The organism is Candidatus Tisiphia endosymbiont of Nemotelus nigrinus, assembly GCF_964026475.1.
Taxonomy (GTDB): domain Bacteria; phylum Pseudomonadota; class Alphaproteobacteria; order Rickettsiales; family Rickettsiaceae; genus Tisiphia.
Genome location: NZ_OZ032151.1, coordinates 355,824 through 373,095, shown reverse-complemented (window position 1 = coordinate 373,095; position 17,272 = coordinate 355,824). Strand labels below are relative to the sequence as shown.

Sequence of the window (17,272 nt, the reverse complement as noted above, 5' to 3'; positions counted from 1 at the left end):
CGTCATTGCGAGACCACGTGAGTGGTCGTGGCAATCCACTTTATTTAGATTTGCTTCATTGTGCTTATACACTCCTCGCAATGACGATAGGCTGTTTCCCATATGACTTTTAAACGCCATGCGTAAGATGATTTATTATCTATTTCTCACTGCTGAATGTTTTGGTAAAATAAAATTATTAGTATCAGCAAAATGATTAATATCAATATTATATAACATATAATTAGAATGTTTAAAATGTTTTACATTTTTGTGAAACATTCCAATAAATTTATCCAATAATTTAGCATCCATGCTACTATTAGTAACTAGAATTGCCGTTACTGCCACTGTATTCTGATCTGCAATGACTCCAGGATATAATCTTTTATCCAGCAATCCTTTGTGAAAAGCTTTATTAGTGGCTACTAATTGTTCAATTTTATCATTTTCCATAGGTACAAAATCAATCCCACAACTATTAGCAGTAAAGCCCACTAGAGCATTAGGATGACCTACTGTCATGATCATCACATCAATTTTACCATTACAAAATTGTTTTATTGATTCTTCATAGCTAACCTAATCAGCATCTATTGGCTCTTTGGTAAAATTATATAACTTCCTGATAGCATTGTAAGTAATAGTATTACTAGATAATGACAAACCATTTGATATTCTCTTACCATCAATATCTGAAAATCCCTTTATTTTATCCTTGTCCTGGTCTTTTACCAAAACAGTAAAAAACTCGTCATATAAATTAAGCACCTGACGCATTTCATGCATTTTTTCTGTATTGGCATAATGCCCAACAGCTTCAAACGCTTCCAATGCTATATTGGATTGCACTAAAGCTAAATCTATCTTACCTTCTCTTAGCAAAGTTAAATTTTCAACACCTCCATTGGTAGGAACTACTTCACAATTTATACTTTTATCAGCTAGGGTCATGGTTCTACACAAATCCAGTCCGATAGAGTAATAGCCTTTCAAAATGGAACCAGAACCAATTCTTACTGTTTTTTGTGAAGCGAAAACACAATTATTAGTAAAAAACAGACAAAAAACTATCAATAAAACTCTAAAATTGTTCATAAATATAATATACACTATAACTAATTGACCACTAATACTTATTCAAAGAAATAATTAATAAATAACCTTCTCTATACCAAAGTACCCTTACTACTGTCGATAATCAAGATAATTGTTACAGTTTGTCTGTAAAAAATTCCTATTCTATAGCAACCCGACTAACATTATACCAAATTCATAGAAATTATTGCAAAACAAAGCAATTAATTATTAGCTATTTACTTTTTAATAAAGATAGTTTAATATTTAGAGACTCTAATTTTATATATAAAGTCTTGTTTATGGTAAATTTACGAACCAAGCTTAGCTTATTAATGCTTCAAAAGAATATAAATGCTATAAAAATAGAGAAAAAAACTGGCTTAAGTAGAAATACTGTTTATAGTATTTTGTATGGTAGTTCAAAAAACCCTAGTGCTAGTAATTTGCAATTAATTGCTAAAGCCTTAAATATTAGTTTGGAGGAACTTGTTGTTAATAACGAAACAACCCCTGAGATACTAACTATTGATCAGATGAAGATCTTTAGTAAAGCCACTAGTTTAACAATTAATATATTAATTGAAAAAAACTTAAGCTTTTCATCCGCTAATCTTATATCTCTAATAAAAGAAGTGTACGAATATGCTCTAAAAAAGCAGTTTGTTGATCATACATTTATAGATTGGATAATTGATAAGTATCACAAACCTTAATTACCTAGAAAAGGTTTTAGCTATAGTAAATTAACGTATACTACTCTTTTACAGAGCTTATAAATGCTAGACACTTATCTCTAATAGCGCCTTGTATTTTCCTACAATTTTTAAATTGCCGTGTGGATTATGCGTAGGGTGAGATACTAGGAGACTGTCGGAGATGACTAATTAATTATATTTTGAACTATTTTTCGGCGAGAATAAATAGGATTTTTGAAGGGATAGTGTACCTATTTCAAGAAAATTCTGTTTATTAGCAACCAAAAAGAGCCAAATATAGAATTACTTTAGTTATTGCAGGCAGTCTCCTAGGTTATAGAAATAAATAGCCGTCATTACGAGCCACGAAGAGCCTAGTGACGTTTTGAGGACTAACATATGCAACAAAGTTTTGACAAAATACTAAAAGGTTATCAAGTCTTTAGAAAGAAATATGCTGATAGTAATAAATCGATCATGCATAGTCTATCCCGTGATGGTCAACAACCAAAGATTATGGTAGTTGCCTGTTGTGATTCACGAGTAGATCCAGCGTTAATATTACAGTGTGATCCAGGAGATTTATTTGTTGTTCGTAATGTAGCAAATATTGTTCCCCCTTATGAAAAAGATGTATATCATCATGGTACGAGTGCTGCCTTAGAATTTGGAGTTTGTTTTTTGAGAGTTGAACACTTAATTATATTAGGGCATAGTCAATGTGGTGGAATTCAGAAATTATTAAATAGTGAGGATTCACAGCAAAATGATTTTATAACCAACTGGGTTTCTCTAATAAAAACACCTAATTTTAGGCAACATAATGCTGATGATTATACAAAATTAGCACTTAAACAATCATATCAAAATTGTATGATGTTTCCATGGATTAATGAACAAGTGAGCAAAAAAGAACTAATTATTCACTTATGGTTTTTTGATATAAAAACAGGGCAAATTTTTACTTATTCTGATAAACAACAGGCATATATACCCTTTGCTTAAAGTTATTCCCACGTGATACAAGAATCTGCTAATCCAACCAACAACATTACATCAAATTCACAAGCGTCATTGCTCGCTGCTCTTCACATGACGTTAGAAGTGCATGCCACATGCCTCAAAAGGTAATAAAGTCGGGGTAATTACCTTATCCCGACTTCCGCAGTTTTTGATAAGGTCAAAGGTTGGAAGGGGCATGGATATAATGGTTACAGATTTTTAGGCACAACATTATTTACTTATCTGCTTATTCTTCTTTCAACTGTTCTATTTCTTCAATAGTTAACCCGGTAAATTCAATGATTTCATCCATTGGCTTTCTTTTATCCAACATTTTCTTTGCCACAACTATAGCATTTTCTTTAATACCTTCAGCTTTACCTTCAGCTTTGCCTCTAGCTTCACCTCTAGCTTCAGCATCTTCAATCTTCTGCTGCTCTACCGCTAAATTATCAAGACGAGCTTTGGTCATTTGCTCATAGGTGTTAAGTTCTGCTTCTGACCAGCTAGCTTGGTCTACCGCTTCAAAGGCTCTTCTAATAATTTCATCTTTACCTATTAAATGCTCTATTTCTGTTAATGTTAATTTACTATCTCCGGCATGCTTAAAAAAGTACATCCACTTTTCTTCTATAGTCTTCAACTCATCTACAGCTTTGTTGAACTTTGCTAACTCTAAAAATACAAAGTAAAAATCTTTTAAATCATGGGCATAGCTCTCCGTATCTAAAAGACGATGTTCTGATTTCCAATGTTTTTTATCTTCAAACATCACAAAATCCGCTATTGCTAAAAATATCACCCCCTTTAATTTAGCGTATACTGCCAGTTTCTTATGTTTTTCATCTTCCTCAATTCTTTGCTGAGAATATGCTTTGGCAGCATAAAACTGTGCTCTTTTCTCAAATCCTGGATGCTTGCTTACCTGCATCTCTACTATGAATTGATTACCATGTTGATCTTTACATAACACATCAACAATAGACTTTCTGTAAGCAGCAATATCAGGGTCTTGGATAGTTGGTAAAAATGTTACCTCAATTATTTGCTCATTTCCTTCACACCTAAGAACATCATTTAAAAAATGCACAAGTATATCTTTGTTCTTTTCCGTACCAAAGATTTTATGAAAACAAAAATCATTTTTAGGATCAAGAAACTTTGATAAAAACATATAATACAACCTCTTAATTATTACTAAATGTTGCCTTTATTTATCTAGTTCATTAGCCCATTTGAGCTAAATCCTCTAATACTATCTTACCATCTTCTCCACTAAAAAGCTTGCAATAAATTGATTTTAATTGCTCTTTTGTTAGTAAATTTGGTGGGGATGAGTTAATGATAGTTTCATTTGCTTCTTACCCTTATACCTTTTACATTTGCAGCATTGCGGTTTGTTGTGCCTAATAATCCATAATCCTTCCAACCTCGCTCTTTCTCAAAAATTGCGGAAGTCGGGAAAAGGTAATAAAGTTGGGGTAATTACCTTATTCCTGATTCATCAACAACCGTTAACGATCAAGGATGTTTCAGCAACTGAATAATTTCAGAGGTAAATTTCTGCTCTCGCTGCTCAGTGAATAATTCAAATAAATCAAGCATGCGTTCAATATTCACTGGCTCCGTTCTCTTTATTCCACGCCATAAAAAATATGGCAGATTTTGGTCTATTACTCGAGCAAGCTTCGCTCCACACAATTCATTAAGTACTTGTAAATATGCTTGACGCGGATTATATTCTGGTGAAGAAAATAAACTTTTTGCTGTTGCCATTGGAATCATAGACATATACGCTTGCAACATAGGATTAAAGGCAATTCCAGAGACCCAAGAAGAGAGCTTTGCAGGTCTTGCTGTTAGAGCAAAAATACGTAAATAATCCGTTAGATATGATGGATCATTGACCGGATAATTATCCCACAATATTACTTTACGCTTGAATATATTAGAAATAGCATTAAGTTCATTCTCCGTATATCCGCTACTGATAATATGCTCACCAGTCCAAAATATAGAAAATTTCTGATCTATTTTACTAAAGTCACTAAAATAGGTTGGAGGGGTTGGACCTAAAGCACGTTGTAAAATTTGGTCATTACTGTAGTAAGTCGGTACAGATATAAAGGATTTAGCGGTACTGATTGTTGCGATATATTCAGCAATTTTTACTTGTACAATTGCCATCGCTGGATAAACTGATGATTTATCGATGTCATCAAAGAAAACTCCTAAGATAGTCGGATTAATGCTATTAATTTGGTCAATTTTTACTTTTAATTTTGCTTTTCCTGCACCGTCCAAGCTATTAAGACCAAAGGGACTTAAGCCAATACCAAACTTAACTCCACGATTTTCAAAATTATCACGAAGTTGTTTCAACTGTTGGATTTGTTGGTCAGTAAAGGACGTAGCCCAATTGTCTCGTAATAATAGGTCTTTTTTGGGGGCATAGATAAAATATTTATGTCCATACTGAACACAAAAATCAGCATAATCGTTAAGTGCTTCATTGGACCAGATTGGTCCATAATAACCCATGATAATTCCGTATGAAAACCGGTCTGTTAAAAAATTATTCGTCATATAAACTCCTTTATATTAAATAAATATTAAGTAAGGCTATCAATTAACTTAGCCATGCCTTCTTCATCTAAGTCCTCAAAAAAATCATCGTTGATTTGGATAACCGGGGCATTAACACAAGCTCCTAAACATTCAACTTCTGTAAGACTAAATTTTTTATCACTGGTTAGCTCACCAAAATTAATAGCAAGTTTCTTCTTACAGATAGTAGCAATTTTATCGCTACCCCTTAGCCAACAAGGGGTAGTACCACAAATTTGTATATGATATCTCCCTACTGGTTGTAGATTAAACATGGTATAGAATGTTGCAACTTCATATGCTCTGATGAAAGGTATATTTAGAAAATTTGCTACATATTCTATCGATGCTTTAGGTAACCAACCATTCATTTGCCTCTGGGCAAGATCAAGCAGTGGTAGGATCGCACTTTTTTGTTTATTTTCAGGATATTTCTTAATAAGATTCTGAGCTTTTTTTAAATTTTCATCATTAAAACTAAAATTTAGTGGTTCATCATTCATCGGTCAATTTCTCCAAAAACAATATCAAGACTGGCAATAATGGTTACCACATCTGCCATCAAATGTCCTTTTGACATGAAATCTAGACCTTGGAGATGGGCAAACCCAGGGGCTTTAATCCGGCATCTATAAGGTCTGTTTGTTCCATCAGAGTATAAATACACACCAAACTCGCCTTTTGGTGCTTCAACAAATTTATATATTTCGCCTTTTGGCACATCATATCCTTCAGTGTAAAGTTTAAAATGATTAATCATGGCTTCCATTGATTCTTTCATTTTTTCTCTTGAGGGTGGTGCAATTCTAGGATCATCGGTTTTAATAGCACCATTTGGCATTTTTTCAAGACATTGTTGTATAATCTTAAGCGATTGGTACATTTCTTCAATACGAACCAAATATCGATCATAACAATCACCATTTTTGCCAATGGGTATATCAAAATCTAGTTCATCATATACATCATAAGGATTGGTTTTTCTGAGATCCCAGGCAATACCTGAGCCTCGCAGCATTGGACCAGAAAATCCCCAATCCATAGCTTCTTTTTGGCTTACTACTCCGATATCTACTAGACGTTGTTTCCAAATCCTATTATCATTTAATAAGGTTTCAACATCTTGTAATTTTTTAGAGAATTGTTGAATAAAAATATCGATATCTTCTAATATACCATCTGGTAAATCTTGGGCAACGCCGCCAGGTCTGAAATAATTTGCATGCACTCTAGAACCAGATACACGCTCATAAAATTCCATAATTTTTTCACGTTCCTCAAATAACCATAATAGAGGAGTAGTAGCTCCAACATCTAGGGCTTGGGTTGTTATATTCATTATGTGATTAAGGATACGGGTAAGTTCAGAGAATAGCACTCGAATAAATTTCGCTCGTCTTGGAACTTGGCAGCCAAGCAACCCTTCAACGGCTAAGGCAAAGGCATGCTCTTGGCACATTGGCGATACATAATCTAATCGATCGAAGTATGGTATAGCTTGCAGATATGTTTTATGCTCAATTAATTTTTCAGTACCACGATGCAGTAAACCAATATGTGGGTCTGCCTTATTTATCACCTCACCGTCCATTTCTAAGATCAATCTTAAAACCCCATGGGTAGCTGGATGTTGTGGACCAAAATTTAACACAACACTTTTATTATTATCACTCACCTTGTTTTAGACTCCGGCAATTGTTATTTCTCTATATAGCTAACCAGAATAGTATTACTTGGTCCATGTAGCGATGAAGCGCTACGAAGCAAAGTTCCCCAAACGTCATTGCGAGGAGTGTGTCAGCACGACGAAGCAATCCACTTCTGGTCTTTTGGATTACTTCGTCGCCCACTGAAGTAGCGTCTCGCAATGACGTTGATACTTTGCTTCGTTGCCACTAAAGTGTCTCCTCGCTAATAGACGCCAATTTACTATGATAAGTTAGCTCTATATCTTTGAGTATATACCAAAATTTTTGTCCACTAAGTGAAAAAGTAAAAAAATTATATAATTTAGTCTTACTTCTCTATTTCCTCTATCAGAGCTTGTTCACCATCATTAAGAGTTTTTGGAGTGTGGGCTTTAGGGCTTTCTTTATCTTTTTTTTCAATAGTCGGTAAGTCATAGTGGGGTGGCATTTCTAAAGTTTTATTACGTTCTACCTTGTATTCATCAGGACCAGGCGTCACTATACCTATTGTTTCTTTTACCTTTTTATTACAGGCAGACAATGCTATTAAAATAGCAAATAACCAAAAAATTATACGCACTCAATCTCCTTTTAAATTTATATTTTCCTTAAAATCAAGCTCACGAATCCTATCTGCTTCAGCTTGTATCATAGTGTGATTATATTTAATATCTTGTTGTTGTTCAATAATTTTCTTGGTTTTATAATAATCATGTAACAAGAATATTGCACCTAATGAAATGAAACTATCTGCTAGATTAAATACTGGAAAACCAAAATCTTTATAATGAAAATAAATAAAATCAAATACCGCCCCATTAACAAAACGATCGATCAAATTACCGATAGCACCACCAATGACAAAGCTATAACCGACAAAGCCTGTCATTGTCTTACATTTTAATAAGAGATACCATAAATATATTATAAGAGCAGAGGCAACAACTGTAAAAAACATGTTACTATACTGATAATAGTTTCTCAGCAGTCCAAAACTAATACCATGATTCCAGCTATAAACTATATCTAAAAAGCTTGTCACTTCTAGCGTAAGGCCGACCTTGCCCCTTAAATGATTTATAAACCACCATTTTACTAATTGATCTATAATCACCAGTTTAATAACTATACGACTATTCTGACGAATAATTAATAATATCTTTTTTAATGTTAATGGTATACGCATTTAGTTTTCTATTCCATTTTTTACCGCAAGGGTTTCTTATAGCGTCTTACTGAACCAGTTGCATGTTTTTTTATATAGAAATATTCATTATCTTCAAGAATTACAATGCTGTTCTGGTTGTAATTATCAATTGGGTTAATGCACGGGAGCTTAGGAATATATGGAACACTAGGAGTATATGGAACACTAGGAGTATGAACATCCGAATGGTTAGTTTCAGTCAAATAGGGTTGCCATCTCTTTAACTGAGATTTGTCACTAGATATTGAGAAAACAATTTCTCGTTTTCTCTTACTATCAAGCTTTTTTATAAGTGCGTCTATATCTTTTTTATCTTCCTTAAATAAAGGAAATTTAACAGGACTCATGGGAATTTCTATTGATATATCTACTTCATCTGCATTAACAATTGGAGCATCTTTTGCATATACTGATGCTAGACCAATCCATAAAACTACTATAATTGAGTTAGTTAATTTCTTAAACATAATGTTGATACCCAAAGCCTTTTGTTTGTAATATTTTGTAAATTATTCAAGTATATCTTTTGCTTTTAGAAAATAATTCTTCAAAGCCGAAAAGTATATTATATGACTTTTCCTTGGGCTTTAAAGAAGTTTTACTTCTAACCCGAATATTGCATGATAGAAATGAATCAATTGTGCTAGCCCTTCTCTCATGAGGGTTACAGGCTAAAATATATAAAATTTTAAATATACAATTTGTATTTTTGTGCAATTCTTCCAAACTCCTTATATTACAAGGGGTTCAGAGATAAATATTGATACCTTCATGCAATATCCGGGCTAAGCTTTCCAGGCAATTTAAAAGTCGCAATTAATGGTAGAAAAATTTGTTTTAGAAAATGCATAAACGTCATTACGAGGAGTCGCAAAGCGGCGACGTGGCAATCCAAAAGTTGCAGCGACAAAAAATAAAACTAGCCCGCTGTTTATTTGGATCGCCACGCCACTTCGTGGCTCGCGATGACAACCATTTGTTTCTGTAATTTAGCGCTTTCTATCATTAACTGCGACTTTTAAGTCGCCCTGTAAGCTTTCACAGGGCAGTCTCAGCAATTTCTGACTTATTATCAAGTTCACTACTTAAAGATCTTATCTTACTTTTAAATTGTTTAAATTGTGCCAATTGCTTGCCAGCAAGTTCTACGCCAGGAGTAGATTTAACATGCATAGGGTTTACGTTCTTACCACTTCTTTTAACTTCATAATGTAAGTGAGCTCCGGTAGTCCTACCAGTACTACCAACATACGCAATAACTTGCCCTTGTTTCACTATACTGCCTGGTTTAAGATTTTTAGCAAAATTAGAAGCATGGGCATAAGCAGTTGATAAATTTTGGCTATGTTTGATCTGTATAAATTTCCCGTAACCAGATTTCCATCCTATTTCGGTTATCACCCCATTGCCTGCTGCATAAATCGGCGTACCAGTTGGAGCAGCAAAATCAACCCCTTTATGCATTTTGGTATAACCTAAAGTGGGATGATGTCTATTACCATAATGTGAGGAAATTCTAACTAATTTGACAGGCGTTCTAAGCAAACTTCTTTTAACACTTTTACCATCTTCAGAAAAGAAATCATGATTATTTTGTGCATTATTTGGAGAATATCGAAAAATATTATATTCTTTGCCGGATAAATTAAGTGACACATATAAAACCTTACCATGATGGGAAAATTTACCATCCTTGGTAACAAATTTCTCGTTTATAACAGTTACAGTGTCACCATTTTTAATTTGACGTTGAAAATCAATTTGATAACTATACGAGTTGATCATTTCAATTATACTATTACTCGATAACCCTAACGCTTTTAAAGCTGACATAAAGTTTGAATTAATAACTACCGACGATTTGGTTAATAGCTTATTGAAAACTTTGGTTACGTCTCTTGCAATAAAATCTTCACCTTCTCTAATAATTTCTAAAGATTTGACTTTATCATACGCTATAGTTATTCTATTCAATGTTCGTGATTCAGAAGCAAGATCTTCATCATCTTGTTCAATAATTTTTATTTCATAATCAAAAACTAGTTGCTGTCCTATCTTCAGAGAAGATTCAATATTTTTGTCTCTTGCTATTTTTACAATTTGGGTTATTTCTTTACTTGGAATTTGTTGATGCAAAAGTATTGCCTTTAATGTATCACCTTTTTTGACCGTGACAATTTGGGATATTTCATCCGATAGTTCTTTTAAGGACTCAACTGTTTCTAGTTCGGCTATACTAATTGACATAGTGTCATTAATGAATTTATTGATCGATGAAGATACAAAAGTAGCAAAGCCCATAAAAATGAATATAGAAAAGTACGAAAAACCAGTTCTAAATTTAGATTTGATTTGTGGATTTGTTAATATAAGGTGGATAACAGCTTGCATTAGGCTTACTCGTGTAATTAGTTGCAGTATAGTTATCTAGACACTTATATCACATTTTTAAGATATAAGCGTCTAAAGTCAATCTAGTTAGTTGTTAAGTTAAAAATAGCAAGTGGCTGATGAGTTTTAAACAGTCAACAACTTGTCGCCTATTACTCTAAAAGAGAATAAGGAGAAATTAAAGAAGATTTATCTTTTGGACAATCAAAAATATCTGTTTCTTTATATCCTAGTGTAACATGCAAGTCTGTGTAGGTAACTTAAAATACTGTCTTAAATTAGCAGCATTTTGACTTTGACACACTAGAAAATATGTTTCGTTATCTCCTTCTCGAATATTCCCGATACCAAAACACCTAATACTTATAGGATATCCTATAAAATTCGAAAAATCTGTATTCAAGGTTTTATACTCATCAGGTCTAATTATAGTAATATGATATTTTCCCGCATCACGTTTTTGTTGATTTTGCGTGTATTTTTTGTAATCCTCTGGTGAGAGAATGGTTTTCAAATGCTTTAAGTATGGTTCTACAGCCTCCTTAGGTATAGACCCTTTAAGGTATTTATGTCCTGTATTACTGTCAACTTCATATTGTATAGAAGAATTAAGAGAGAAATCCGCGTAACAGTTTTCAGCAAAAAGCATTAGTATAAGAAAAAATAAAATTTGCATAAAGTCACCTTTAAAAGGTTTATTCGAATTATTATTTGCCGCTCTACCAATATGGAGCATAGAAAAATAAATTACAATAAAAAAATTGCTAATTTTTACTTATTTTCTCATGCATGGAGTTTGAAAATCATAGGGAAAAAAGCACAGCGCTATTAGCGAGAAGTCACCTTGGTGTGGTGACGAAGCAATGAATGTGGATTGCCCCTCCTACACCACGTGGTCTCGCTAGACACTTATATCTTTAAATTATGATATAAGTAATTGTAAGAGGGTGACTTGATAGACACTGGACTGAAATAGTCGTAAACAGAATAAGTACCCTCTTACAAAGTTTGCTTTGAACAAATTGCAGAAGGTGCTGGAAACAGCAGCCTTGCACAATAAGATGAAGGAGATTATATCATGAGTAAAATAATAGGTCTAGATGTAAGTAAAAAATGGTTAGATATATGTTTATATGAGTCTAACAATAAACCGATATATAATCGTTTTTCCAACGATAAGTTAGGGCATGAAGAACTGATAAAATTAACAAAAGAACAAGAAATTAAGCTAATAGTATGTGAACCTACTGGAGGTTATGAAGCGGATATTTGCCAAAAATTGTATAATAATAAACAACAGGTACATAAAGTCAATACATATAGCTTTAATTCATTTAGTAAATCGGTGAATTTGTGTAAAACTGATAAGAAGGACGCATTTAAATTAGCATATTATGGCGATAAGATGCAGCTTTCAGCTAATTATTTATATCAAGTTGAATCCGATACTTTGAAGAGATATCAGCAAAGGCGAGAAGATTTAGTATTAATGCTTAGCAATGAAAAGAAGAGGCTACATCATAGTATTGATGGTATTGATAAAAAGAGTATAGAAAAGCTCATTAAATTTTTACAGAATGAAATAGCTGAGCTTGATAAAAAATTAAGTGAAGTAATAGATGAGTCAGAAGAGTTGAAAGAGAAGGTAAAAATATTAGAGAGTGTGCCTGGTATTGGTAAATGCGTAGCTAAAAAACTAATTAGTTTTTTACCTGAATTAGGGAATAAAAATTATAGTAGTAATGAATTGTCAGCAATTGTAGGGATAGCTCCTTATGCCCGTGATAGTGGTAATAAGCAAGGACGAAGATTTATTAGAGGTGGCAGAAAAATACCACGATATGCTTTATATATGGCGGTATTGGCTGGTAAAAACGGTGTCAAAAATGGTTTTCAATATTTGAAAGCTTTATATGATAGGCTTGTTAACAATTTTAAACCTAAAAAGGTTGCTATAGTTGCATGCATGCGTAAACTACTTGAAGTATGCCATAAACTTATTCAACAAAAACGTTGTTTTGTTATTTAGATAAATATTTTTATTTTTTTGAAAATTTAGATAAAAGATAATTGCTGTTAACAAAGCTTATTTGATTGATGAATTAATGGATTTTTTAGCGAAAATTAATAAGATTTTTGCTGGAATAGTGTACCTATTTCAAAAAAATCTTATAATTTGCAGCAAAAAAAGACTTTATTCACCAACTAAATAAGCTTTGTTAACAGTGTCTAATAGTGCCTTGTACTTATCCTGCAATTTTTAAATTGCCATGTAAATTATGCGTAAGGTACTGAGTTATTTTGAACTACTAGCGATAAATTATATAATTATGGTAATTTAAAAATTATAACTTTTAGATGTGAAAATATAATTTTGATTTCTAAGCATGTCTTAGTCATGTTAATCTTATTTAGTAGGTAAAATTAATATGAATTAATACACTTTCTTGAAACCGTTCATTAGGAGCAAAAAATGAATAAATACTTAATATTATTACTGATATTTATAATGCCCTTTAATTCATTTGCTCAACAACAAATATCTATATCTAATTTTGTTCCACCGGTTACTTATTTTGTTAATCATGTCAGACAACTAAATTTACTCAAGAATAATTTAATTAAACATAGACAAGTAAGTATCATAGGAACCAGTGGAATGGGGAAAACCCAACTTGCTAGAATGTATTCTTATGAGAATCAAAATAATTATAAACTTATTTGGTTTATTGATTGTAATTTAGATATTAATCAAGAATTGTTAAAACTAGCAAAAACTATCAATAGTACTGCTAAATCTAATCTAGTATCAGAAGATATAAAATCAATACGAAAAGAAGTAATGAACTATTTATCGAGCCAAGATAAATGGTTAATAGTATTTGATAATCTAAAGATAGGGAGGAATGAAAAAGTTCAAGAATTTGTTGATTGGGAACATAACGGACATGTTATATTTTGCTCCCAAGATAGTGAAATATTACCAAACATAGTTAAAATGACTGCATTTGAAAAAGGTGACGTCATTACTCTTGTTAACAATATTTTAGAACATAACGACCCAAAATCAGCAGAATTCTTGAGCAAAGAATTTGCTGGTTATCCTATCCTGATAGTACAAGGTATACAATTATTAAATAATGTGCAAGGTTTAGATAGAGAAGGGTATAGGAAGAAAATTTACCAATCAACAGATAGAATTAAATCAAATATTACATTAGCTATCGATCAATTAAAGCCAAATGCTAAAGATTATTAAATAAAATAGCATTATTAAATAATCAAGGCTTTTCAAAAGAATTATTGAGTTTTATTACTGATGATCAAAGTACCATAAACGATGATATTTACCAACTTTCTAAATTTTCCTTAATATCTAACATTGATCCCAATGATACTAATCCTGTTTTTGAAATGCATGATGTTATTGCTGAGAAAATAGCCGAGATTAATTGTGGTAAGTATAATAAAGCTTATTTAGAGGATATTATTACTAAATTAGTTGGATGTGTGCCAAATAGTTTGATAAAAGCCCAGCTTTTTAGGAAAGCGAAAACTATGCATGAAAATTTTGAGATACTTAGTAGAAATGCTAAGAAATATGATGTTAATATATATAAACTTATGCAACTGAATATGCAACTAATGGTACGATCTATCAATTATTTCGATTATCCTAATGCAGAAAAGTTAGTTAATTGGTTCAATAGAAATGATCAAAATGGTACTGGCAAGTTTAAATTATGGTTGATGAATAATGATGAAAAATATGCATATGCACGTTATATACAGCTTATAGGTTGGTATCATAGAATTTGTTCTAATAATAGGATAGTAATAGATTATTATACAAGAGCGAAGGAAATATTAGATAATGTTAAAGGTTATGAATCTTTCAAATGGACTGTATTTTTTAGTTTAGCAACATATAATATTATATTAGGATGGGGACAAGCAGCAGAAGAAAACATTCAAGTTATGGAGCAAATGCTTAATGAAGGTTTAATGGACAAAAGTGACATATCTTATATATATAGTGCTAGGGCAAGCTTATTATTTATACAAGGTAAATATAGTGAATCATTAGAGCAAACTAATAAAAATATAGAAATATCCATAAAAAATGGAAGAAGTCCCAATGATATATTTCTTATAAATCCTTACCTTCGTAAGGCAGAAATATTGAATTATCTTAACGAATACCAAGAATCATATGTTCAACTTGAACAATTATATAATTTGTATAAATCTTCTAAAAAAGAGGATCACGAAATATTTGGTCGTATTTATAGTCAAATGGCAAAAAGTGCGTTAGGGTTGGGTAAGCTAGACCAAGCCTCAGAACATGTTAATCAGGCTATCTCCATATTTCTAGCCAATGAGCATAGGAATCACAAAGGAGCAGATTATTCGGAAAACCCCAACTTAGCTGCTAGTTATGTAGTGCAAGGTGATATTCTATTTGCCCAAGATAATATAAAAGAAGCTATAAAATCCTATAATAAGGCTTATAACATATACTATTATTTATATAGAGATAATCGTAAAAATGTATCACAAGTTAGTGATTTGTATAGTCAAGGAGCTAAAGCAGCATGTAAAGCAAAAAACTTATTTAGTTATAAATTTTTTGGTAAACCGCAGGTTAAGGAGTTTGGGATAAAGCACCCTAATACTGTATCTATGTTTGAGTATTGTAAACAATATAATATGGACTTATGGGCGAAAGGAAACTAGATTAGGTCAGCAATTCACGGTAAATGGAAGTAAGACTCAGGGGTGTATATAGAAACAATCAGGCTTAAAGCGGTTTGACACCTAATTGTTAAACATTAGTTTGCTAATAATCTTATTTTTATACTATATAAAAATAAGATTATTATCGTAAATCAGTTAAAATGCATTCGAAGAATCGCTTCAAGAATGCATTTTGCCCTATAACAAAGCCAATTCGATATAAGAATTAATAATTCTTATATCGAATTGAGGTTAACCTGAATAATGCATGAAAGTCAGGAGACAAAACCCTCGTAATATGGTATAATATCGGTGTTAAAAGAACATTATACAGAAGGTTTTGTCATGACAAATTGTACAGGATTAAATTACCAATCGAAAGTAAAAAATCGTCAAATGGAAATAAATTTTACAGGAGGTAATATTAGCAGTGATGGAGGTGTATTATTGCTAAGAGAAGTAGATAAGAGGCTTGGTCTAACCAATGAACTGGCTAAAAATTTTCCTGATAAGCGAGATTCTGATAAAATTACTCATACTATTCTCACAATGCTAAAACAGCGTATTTACTCGATTGCTCTTGGTTATGAAGATTTAAATGATCACGATAATTTAAGGAAGTGTCCAGCTTTGCAAACAAGTATAGACACAGTTGATGATATGGCTAGTAGCTCTACTTTGTGTCGTTTAGAAAACAAAGCAGAGCGTCAATTTGCTTTTAAAGCTCACAAGCTGATGATTGACAAGTTTATCGAATCTCATAGAATTGCACCAAAACAGTTGATACTTGATTTTGACGCTACTTCTTCTAAGAAACTGCTAAAAAGTATTTTAGCAAGGTTCTATTGTAACCAGCTCAAAACCTAGGTGTTTAGTCCCAGGGAGTGGAGGTTAGGGTTAATAATAAATTTATTTGGATCAGATGTCCATGTTTTTATGATAAATTCATAAGGAGTTAAACCTTTAAGAGCTTTAAGTCTTTTTGCGAAATTGTAGGCATTGATAAAATCATATAAATGTTGTTTAAGTTGCTGATGATTGTCATAATAAAAACGTTTAACAGTTGCCTCTTTAATAGTACGATTCATACGTTCTACCTGTCCATTAGTCCATGGATGATTAACTTTTGTTAGCCTGTGTTCAATATTGTATTCATAGCAAATACGATCAAAAATATGCATCCAAGCATGCTTATCTACTGTTCTGTTAGTAAATTGAATACCATTATCTGTCAAAATAGTATGAATTTTATAAGGTATAGCTTTAATTAAATTACGAAGAAATTGTGCTGTTTCTGTCTTGGTACATCTTAGTAAAAGTTCTACATACACAAACTTTGAAGTGCGATCAATAGCAACAAATAGATAGAGTTTACCTTCTTCTGTTTTGACTTCAGCAATATCTATATGGAAATAACCAATTGGATAAAGTTTAAACTTCTTCTTGGTTTTGTTATTTCCTTTTACTTCCGGTAACCTACTAACATTATGGCGTTGAAGAAGTCTATGTAAAGAAGATCTAGTAAGCTTGGGAATACTAACTTGTAAAGCATATAAGCAATCATCTAAAGATAATAAAGTGTGTTTACGAAATGCTATACACATAGCTTCTTCTTCAGAAGTTAATACTGTAGAAGATGGTTCTTTGGGACCCATACAAGTATCTTGTAATGTAGTTCGTTTCTTCCACTTAGCAACTGTTTTAGGATTAATAGAATATTTTCTTGCTAAAGTCTTTAAGCTCTCTTGACTATTTTGGATTGCGAAACGTATTGCCTCTGTCGTTTTGGCACAGCCGTGTAATATTTGTCCCATAATTCCTCTCTTGATGGTAATTCTTTATAATATACAACATTACACCCTGGGACTAAACACCTAGCTAAAGCA

Annotated in this window: 16 protein-coding genes and 1 pseudogene; 6 read left to right on the top strand and 11 right to left on the bottom strand. The window is 32.2% G+C overall.

Translation table 11 applies throughout. The annotated features are described in order from the left end of the window. Positions 1–135 precede the first annotated feature (135 nt). Positions 136–1,077: pseudogene (locus AAGD39_RS01825) on the bottom strand (TAXI family TRAP transporter solute-binding subunit). A gap of 281 nt (positions 1,078–1,358) precedes the next feature. Between AAGD39_RS01825 and AAGD39_RS01820 the strand changes: the two are divergent. Together AAGD39_RS01820 and AAGD39_RS01815 are read left to right on the top strand one after the other, a co-directional pair. Further along, positions 1,359–1,772, top strand: a complete 414-nt coding sequence (locus tag AAGD39_RS01820) for a helix-turn-helix transcriptional regulator (protein WP_341756930.1) — start codon at positions 1,359–1,361, stop codon at positions 1,770–1,772. A gap of 381 nt (positions 1,773–2,153) precedes the next feature. Beyond that, a complete protein-coding gene (locus AAGD39_RS01815) occupies positions 2,154–2,759 on the top strand; it encodes a carbonic anhydrase (protein WP_341756929.1) in 606 nt (201 codons plus the stop codon). Positions 2,760–3,003: 244 nt separating this feature from the next. Here the strand turns inward: AAGD39_RS01815 and AAGD39_RS01810 are convergent, their stop codons facing one another. From AAGD39_RS01810 to AAGD39_RS01770, 9 genes are all read right to left on the bottom strand, one after another. Next, positions 3,004–3,930, bottom strand: a complete 927-nt coding sequence (locus AAGD39_RS01810) for an Rpn family recombination-promoting nuclease/putative transposase (RefSeq protein WP_341756928.1) — start codon at positions 3,928–3,930, stop codon at positions 3,004–3,006. A gap of 347 nt (positions 3,931–4,277) precedes the next feature. Continuing rightward, entirely contained in the window at positions 4,278–5,342 is a 1,065-nt protein-coding gene (locus tag AAGD39_RS01805; RefSeq protein WP_341756927.1) for a beta-N-acetylglucosaminidase domain-containing protein, read from the bottom strand. Positions 5,343–5,368: 26 nt separating this feature from the next. Beyond that, positions 5,369–5,866, bottom strand: coding sequence for an NADH-quinone oxidoreductase subunit NuoE (nuoE, locus tag AAGD39_RS01800; RefSeq protein WP_341756926.1), 498 nt, complete (start codon positions 5,864–5,866; stop codon positions 5,369–5,371). After that, positions 5,863–7,038 (bottom strand): NADH dehydrogenase (quinone) subunit D, encoded by a 1,176-nt coding sequence (gene nuoD, locus AAGD39_RS01795; RefSeq protein WP_341756925.1) that lies wholly within the window; start codon positions 7,036–7,038, stop codon positions 5,863–5,865. The genes nuoE and nuoD overlap by 4 nt, the downstream gene beginning before the upstream one ends. A gap of 341 nt (positions 7,039–7,379) precedes the next feature. Continuing rightward, positions 7,380–7,631 (bottom strand): DUF3035 domain-containing protein, encoded by a 252-nt coding sequence (locus AAGD39_RS01790; RefSeq protein WP_341756924.1) that lies wholly within the window; start codon positions 7,629–7,631, stop codon positions 7,380–7,382. Continuing rightward, positions 7,632–8,237 (bottom strand): signal peptidase II, encoded by a 606-nt coding sequence (gene lspA, locus AAGD39_RS01785; RefSeq protein ID WP_341756923.1) that lies wholly within the window; start codon positions 8,235–8,237, stop codon positions 7,632–7,634. It lies immediately after the preceding gene. 20 nt (positions 8,238–8,257) lie between these two features. Continuing rightward, entirely contained in the window at positions 8,258–8,725 is a 468-nt protein-coding gene (locus AAGD39_RS01780) for a hypothetical protein (RefSeq protein WP_341756922.1), read from the bottom strand. 571 nt (positions 8,726–9,296) lie between these two features. Beyond that, positions 9,297–10,649, bottom strand: a complete 1,353-nt coding sequence (locus tag AAGD39_RS01775; RefSeq protein ID WP_341756921.1) for a M23 family metallopeptidase — start codon at positions 10,647–10,649, stop codon at positions 9,297–9,299. 229 nt (positions 10,650–10,878) lie between these two features. Next, positions 10,879–11,325 (bottom strand): hypothetical protein, encoded by a 447-nt coding sequence (locus AAGD39_RS01770; protein WP_341756920.1) that lies wholly within the window; start codon positions 11,323–11,325, stop codon positions 10,879–10,881. A 402-nt stretch (positions 11,326–11,727) separates the two neighbouring features. On the opposite strand from AAGD39_RS01770, the gene AAGD39_RS01765 reads away from it, so the two are divergent. From AAGD39_RS01765 to AAGD39_RS01750, 4 genes are all read left to right on the top strand, one after another. Beyond that, positions 11,728–12,678: a transposase gene (locus AAGD39_RS01765; protein ID WP_341756716.1), complete on the top strand. Its 951-nt coding sequence runs from the start codon at positions 11,728–11,730 to the stop codon at positions 12,676–12,678. Between the two features lie 444 nt (positions 12,679–13,122). Then, on the top strand, positions 13,123–13,908 hold the full coding sequence (locus AAGD39_RS01760; protein ID WP_341756919.1) for a hypothetical protein: 786 nt from the start codon (positions 13,123–13,125) through the stop codon (positions 13,906–13,908). Positions 13,909–13,952: 44 nt separating this feature from the next. Further along, complete coding sequence (locus tag AAGD39_RS01755) at positions 13,953–15,386, top strand: tetratricopeptide repeat protein (RefSeq protein ID WP_341756918.1); 1,434 nt, start codon at positions 13,953–13,955, stop codon at positions 15,384–15,386. A gap of 345 nt (positions 15,387–15,731) precedes the next feature. Continuing rightward, complete coding sequence (locus AAGD39_RS01750; RefSeq protein WP_341756917.1) at positions 15,732–16,253, top strand: transposase; 522 nt, start codon at positions 15,732–15,734, stop codon at positions 16,251–16,253. On the opposite strand, the gene AAGD39_RS01745 is transcribed toward AAGD39_RS01750, so the two are convergent. Continuing rightward, complete coding sequence (locus tag AAGD39_RS01745) at positions 16,250–17,200, bottom strand: IS481 family transposase (RefSeq protein ID WP_341756916.1); 951 nt, start codon at positions 17,198–17,200, stop codon at positions 16,250–16,252. The two genes, AAGD39_RS01750 and AAGD39_RS01745, sit on opposite strands and share 4 nt — an antisense overlap. Positions 17,201–17,272: the final 72 nt, after the last annotated feature.

Coding starts and splice junctions, on each gene's coding strand:
- AAGD39_RS01820 (WP_341756930.1), top strand. CDS start 1,359: ATGGTAAATTTACGAACCAAGCTTAGCTTATTAATGCTTCAAAAGAAT.
- AAGD39_RS01815 (WP_341756929.1), top strand. CDS start 2,154: ATGCAACAAAGTTTTGACAAAATACTAAAAGGTTATCAAGTCTTTAGA.
- AAGD39_RS01810 (WP_341756928.1), bottom strand. CDS start 3,930: ATGTTTTTATCAAAGTTTCTTGATCCTAAAAATGATTTTTGTTTTCAT.
- AAGD39_RS01805 (WP_341756927.1), bottom strand. CDS start 5,342: ATGACGAATAATTTTTTAACAGACCGGTTTTCATACGGAATTATCATG.
- nuoE (WP_341756926.1), bottom strand. CDS start 5,866: ATGAATGATGAACCACTAAATTTTAGTTTTAATGATGAAAATTTAAAA.
- lspA (WP_341756923.1), bottom strand. CDS start 8,237: ATGCGTATACCATTAACATTAAAAAAGATATTATTAATTATTCGTCAG.
- AAGD39_RS01780 (WP_341756922.1), bottom strand. CDS start 8,725: ATGTTTAAGAAATTAACTAACTCAATTATAGTAGTTTTATGGATTGGT.
- AAGD39_RS01775 (WP_341756921.1), bottom strand. CDS start 10,649: ATGCAAGCTGTTATCCACCTTATATTAACAAATCCACAAATCAAATCT.
- AAGD39_RS01770 (WP_341756920.1), bottom strand. CDS start 11,325: ATGCAAATTTTATTTTTTCTTATACTAATGCTTTTTGCTGAAAACTGT.
- AAGD39_RS01765 (WP_341756716.1), top strand. CDS start 11,728: ATGAGTAAAATAATAGGTCTAGATGTAAGTAAAAAATGGTTAGATATA.
- AAGD39_RS01760 (WP_341756919.1), top strand. CDS start 13,123: ATGAATAAATACTTAATATTATTACTGATATTTATAATGCCCTTTAAT.
- AAGD39_RS01750 (WP_341756917.1), top strand. CDS start 15,732: ATGACAAATTGTACAGGATTAAATTACCAATCGAAAGTAAAAAATCGT.
- AAGD39_RS01745 (WP_341756916.1), bottom strand. CDS start 17,200: ATGGGACAAATATTACACGGCTGTGCCAAAACGACAGAGGCAATACGT.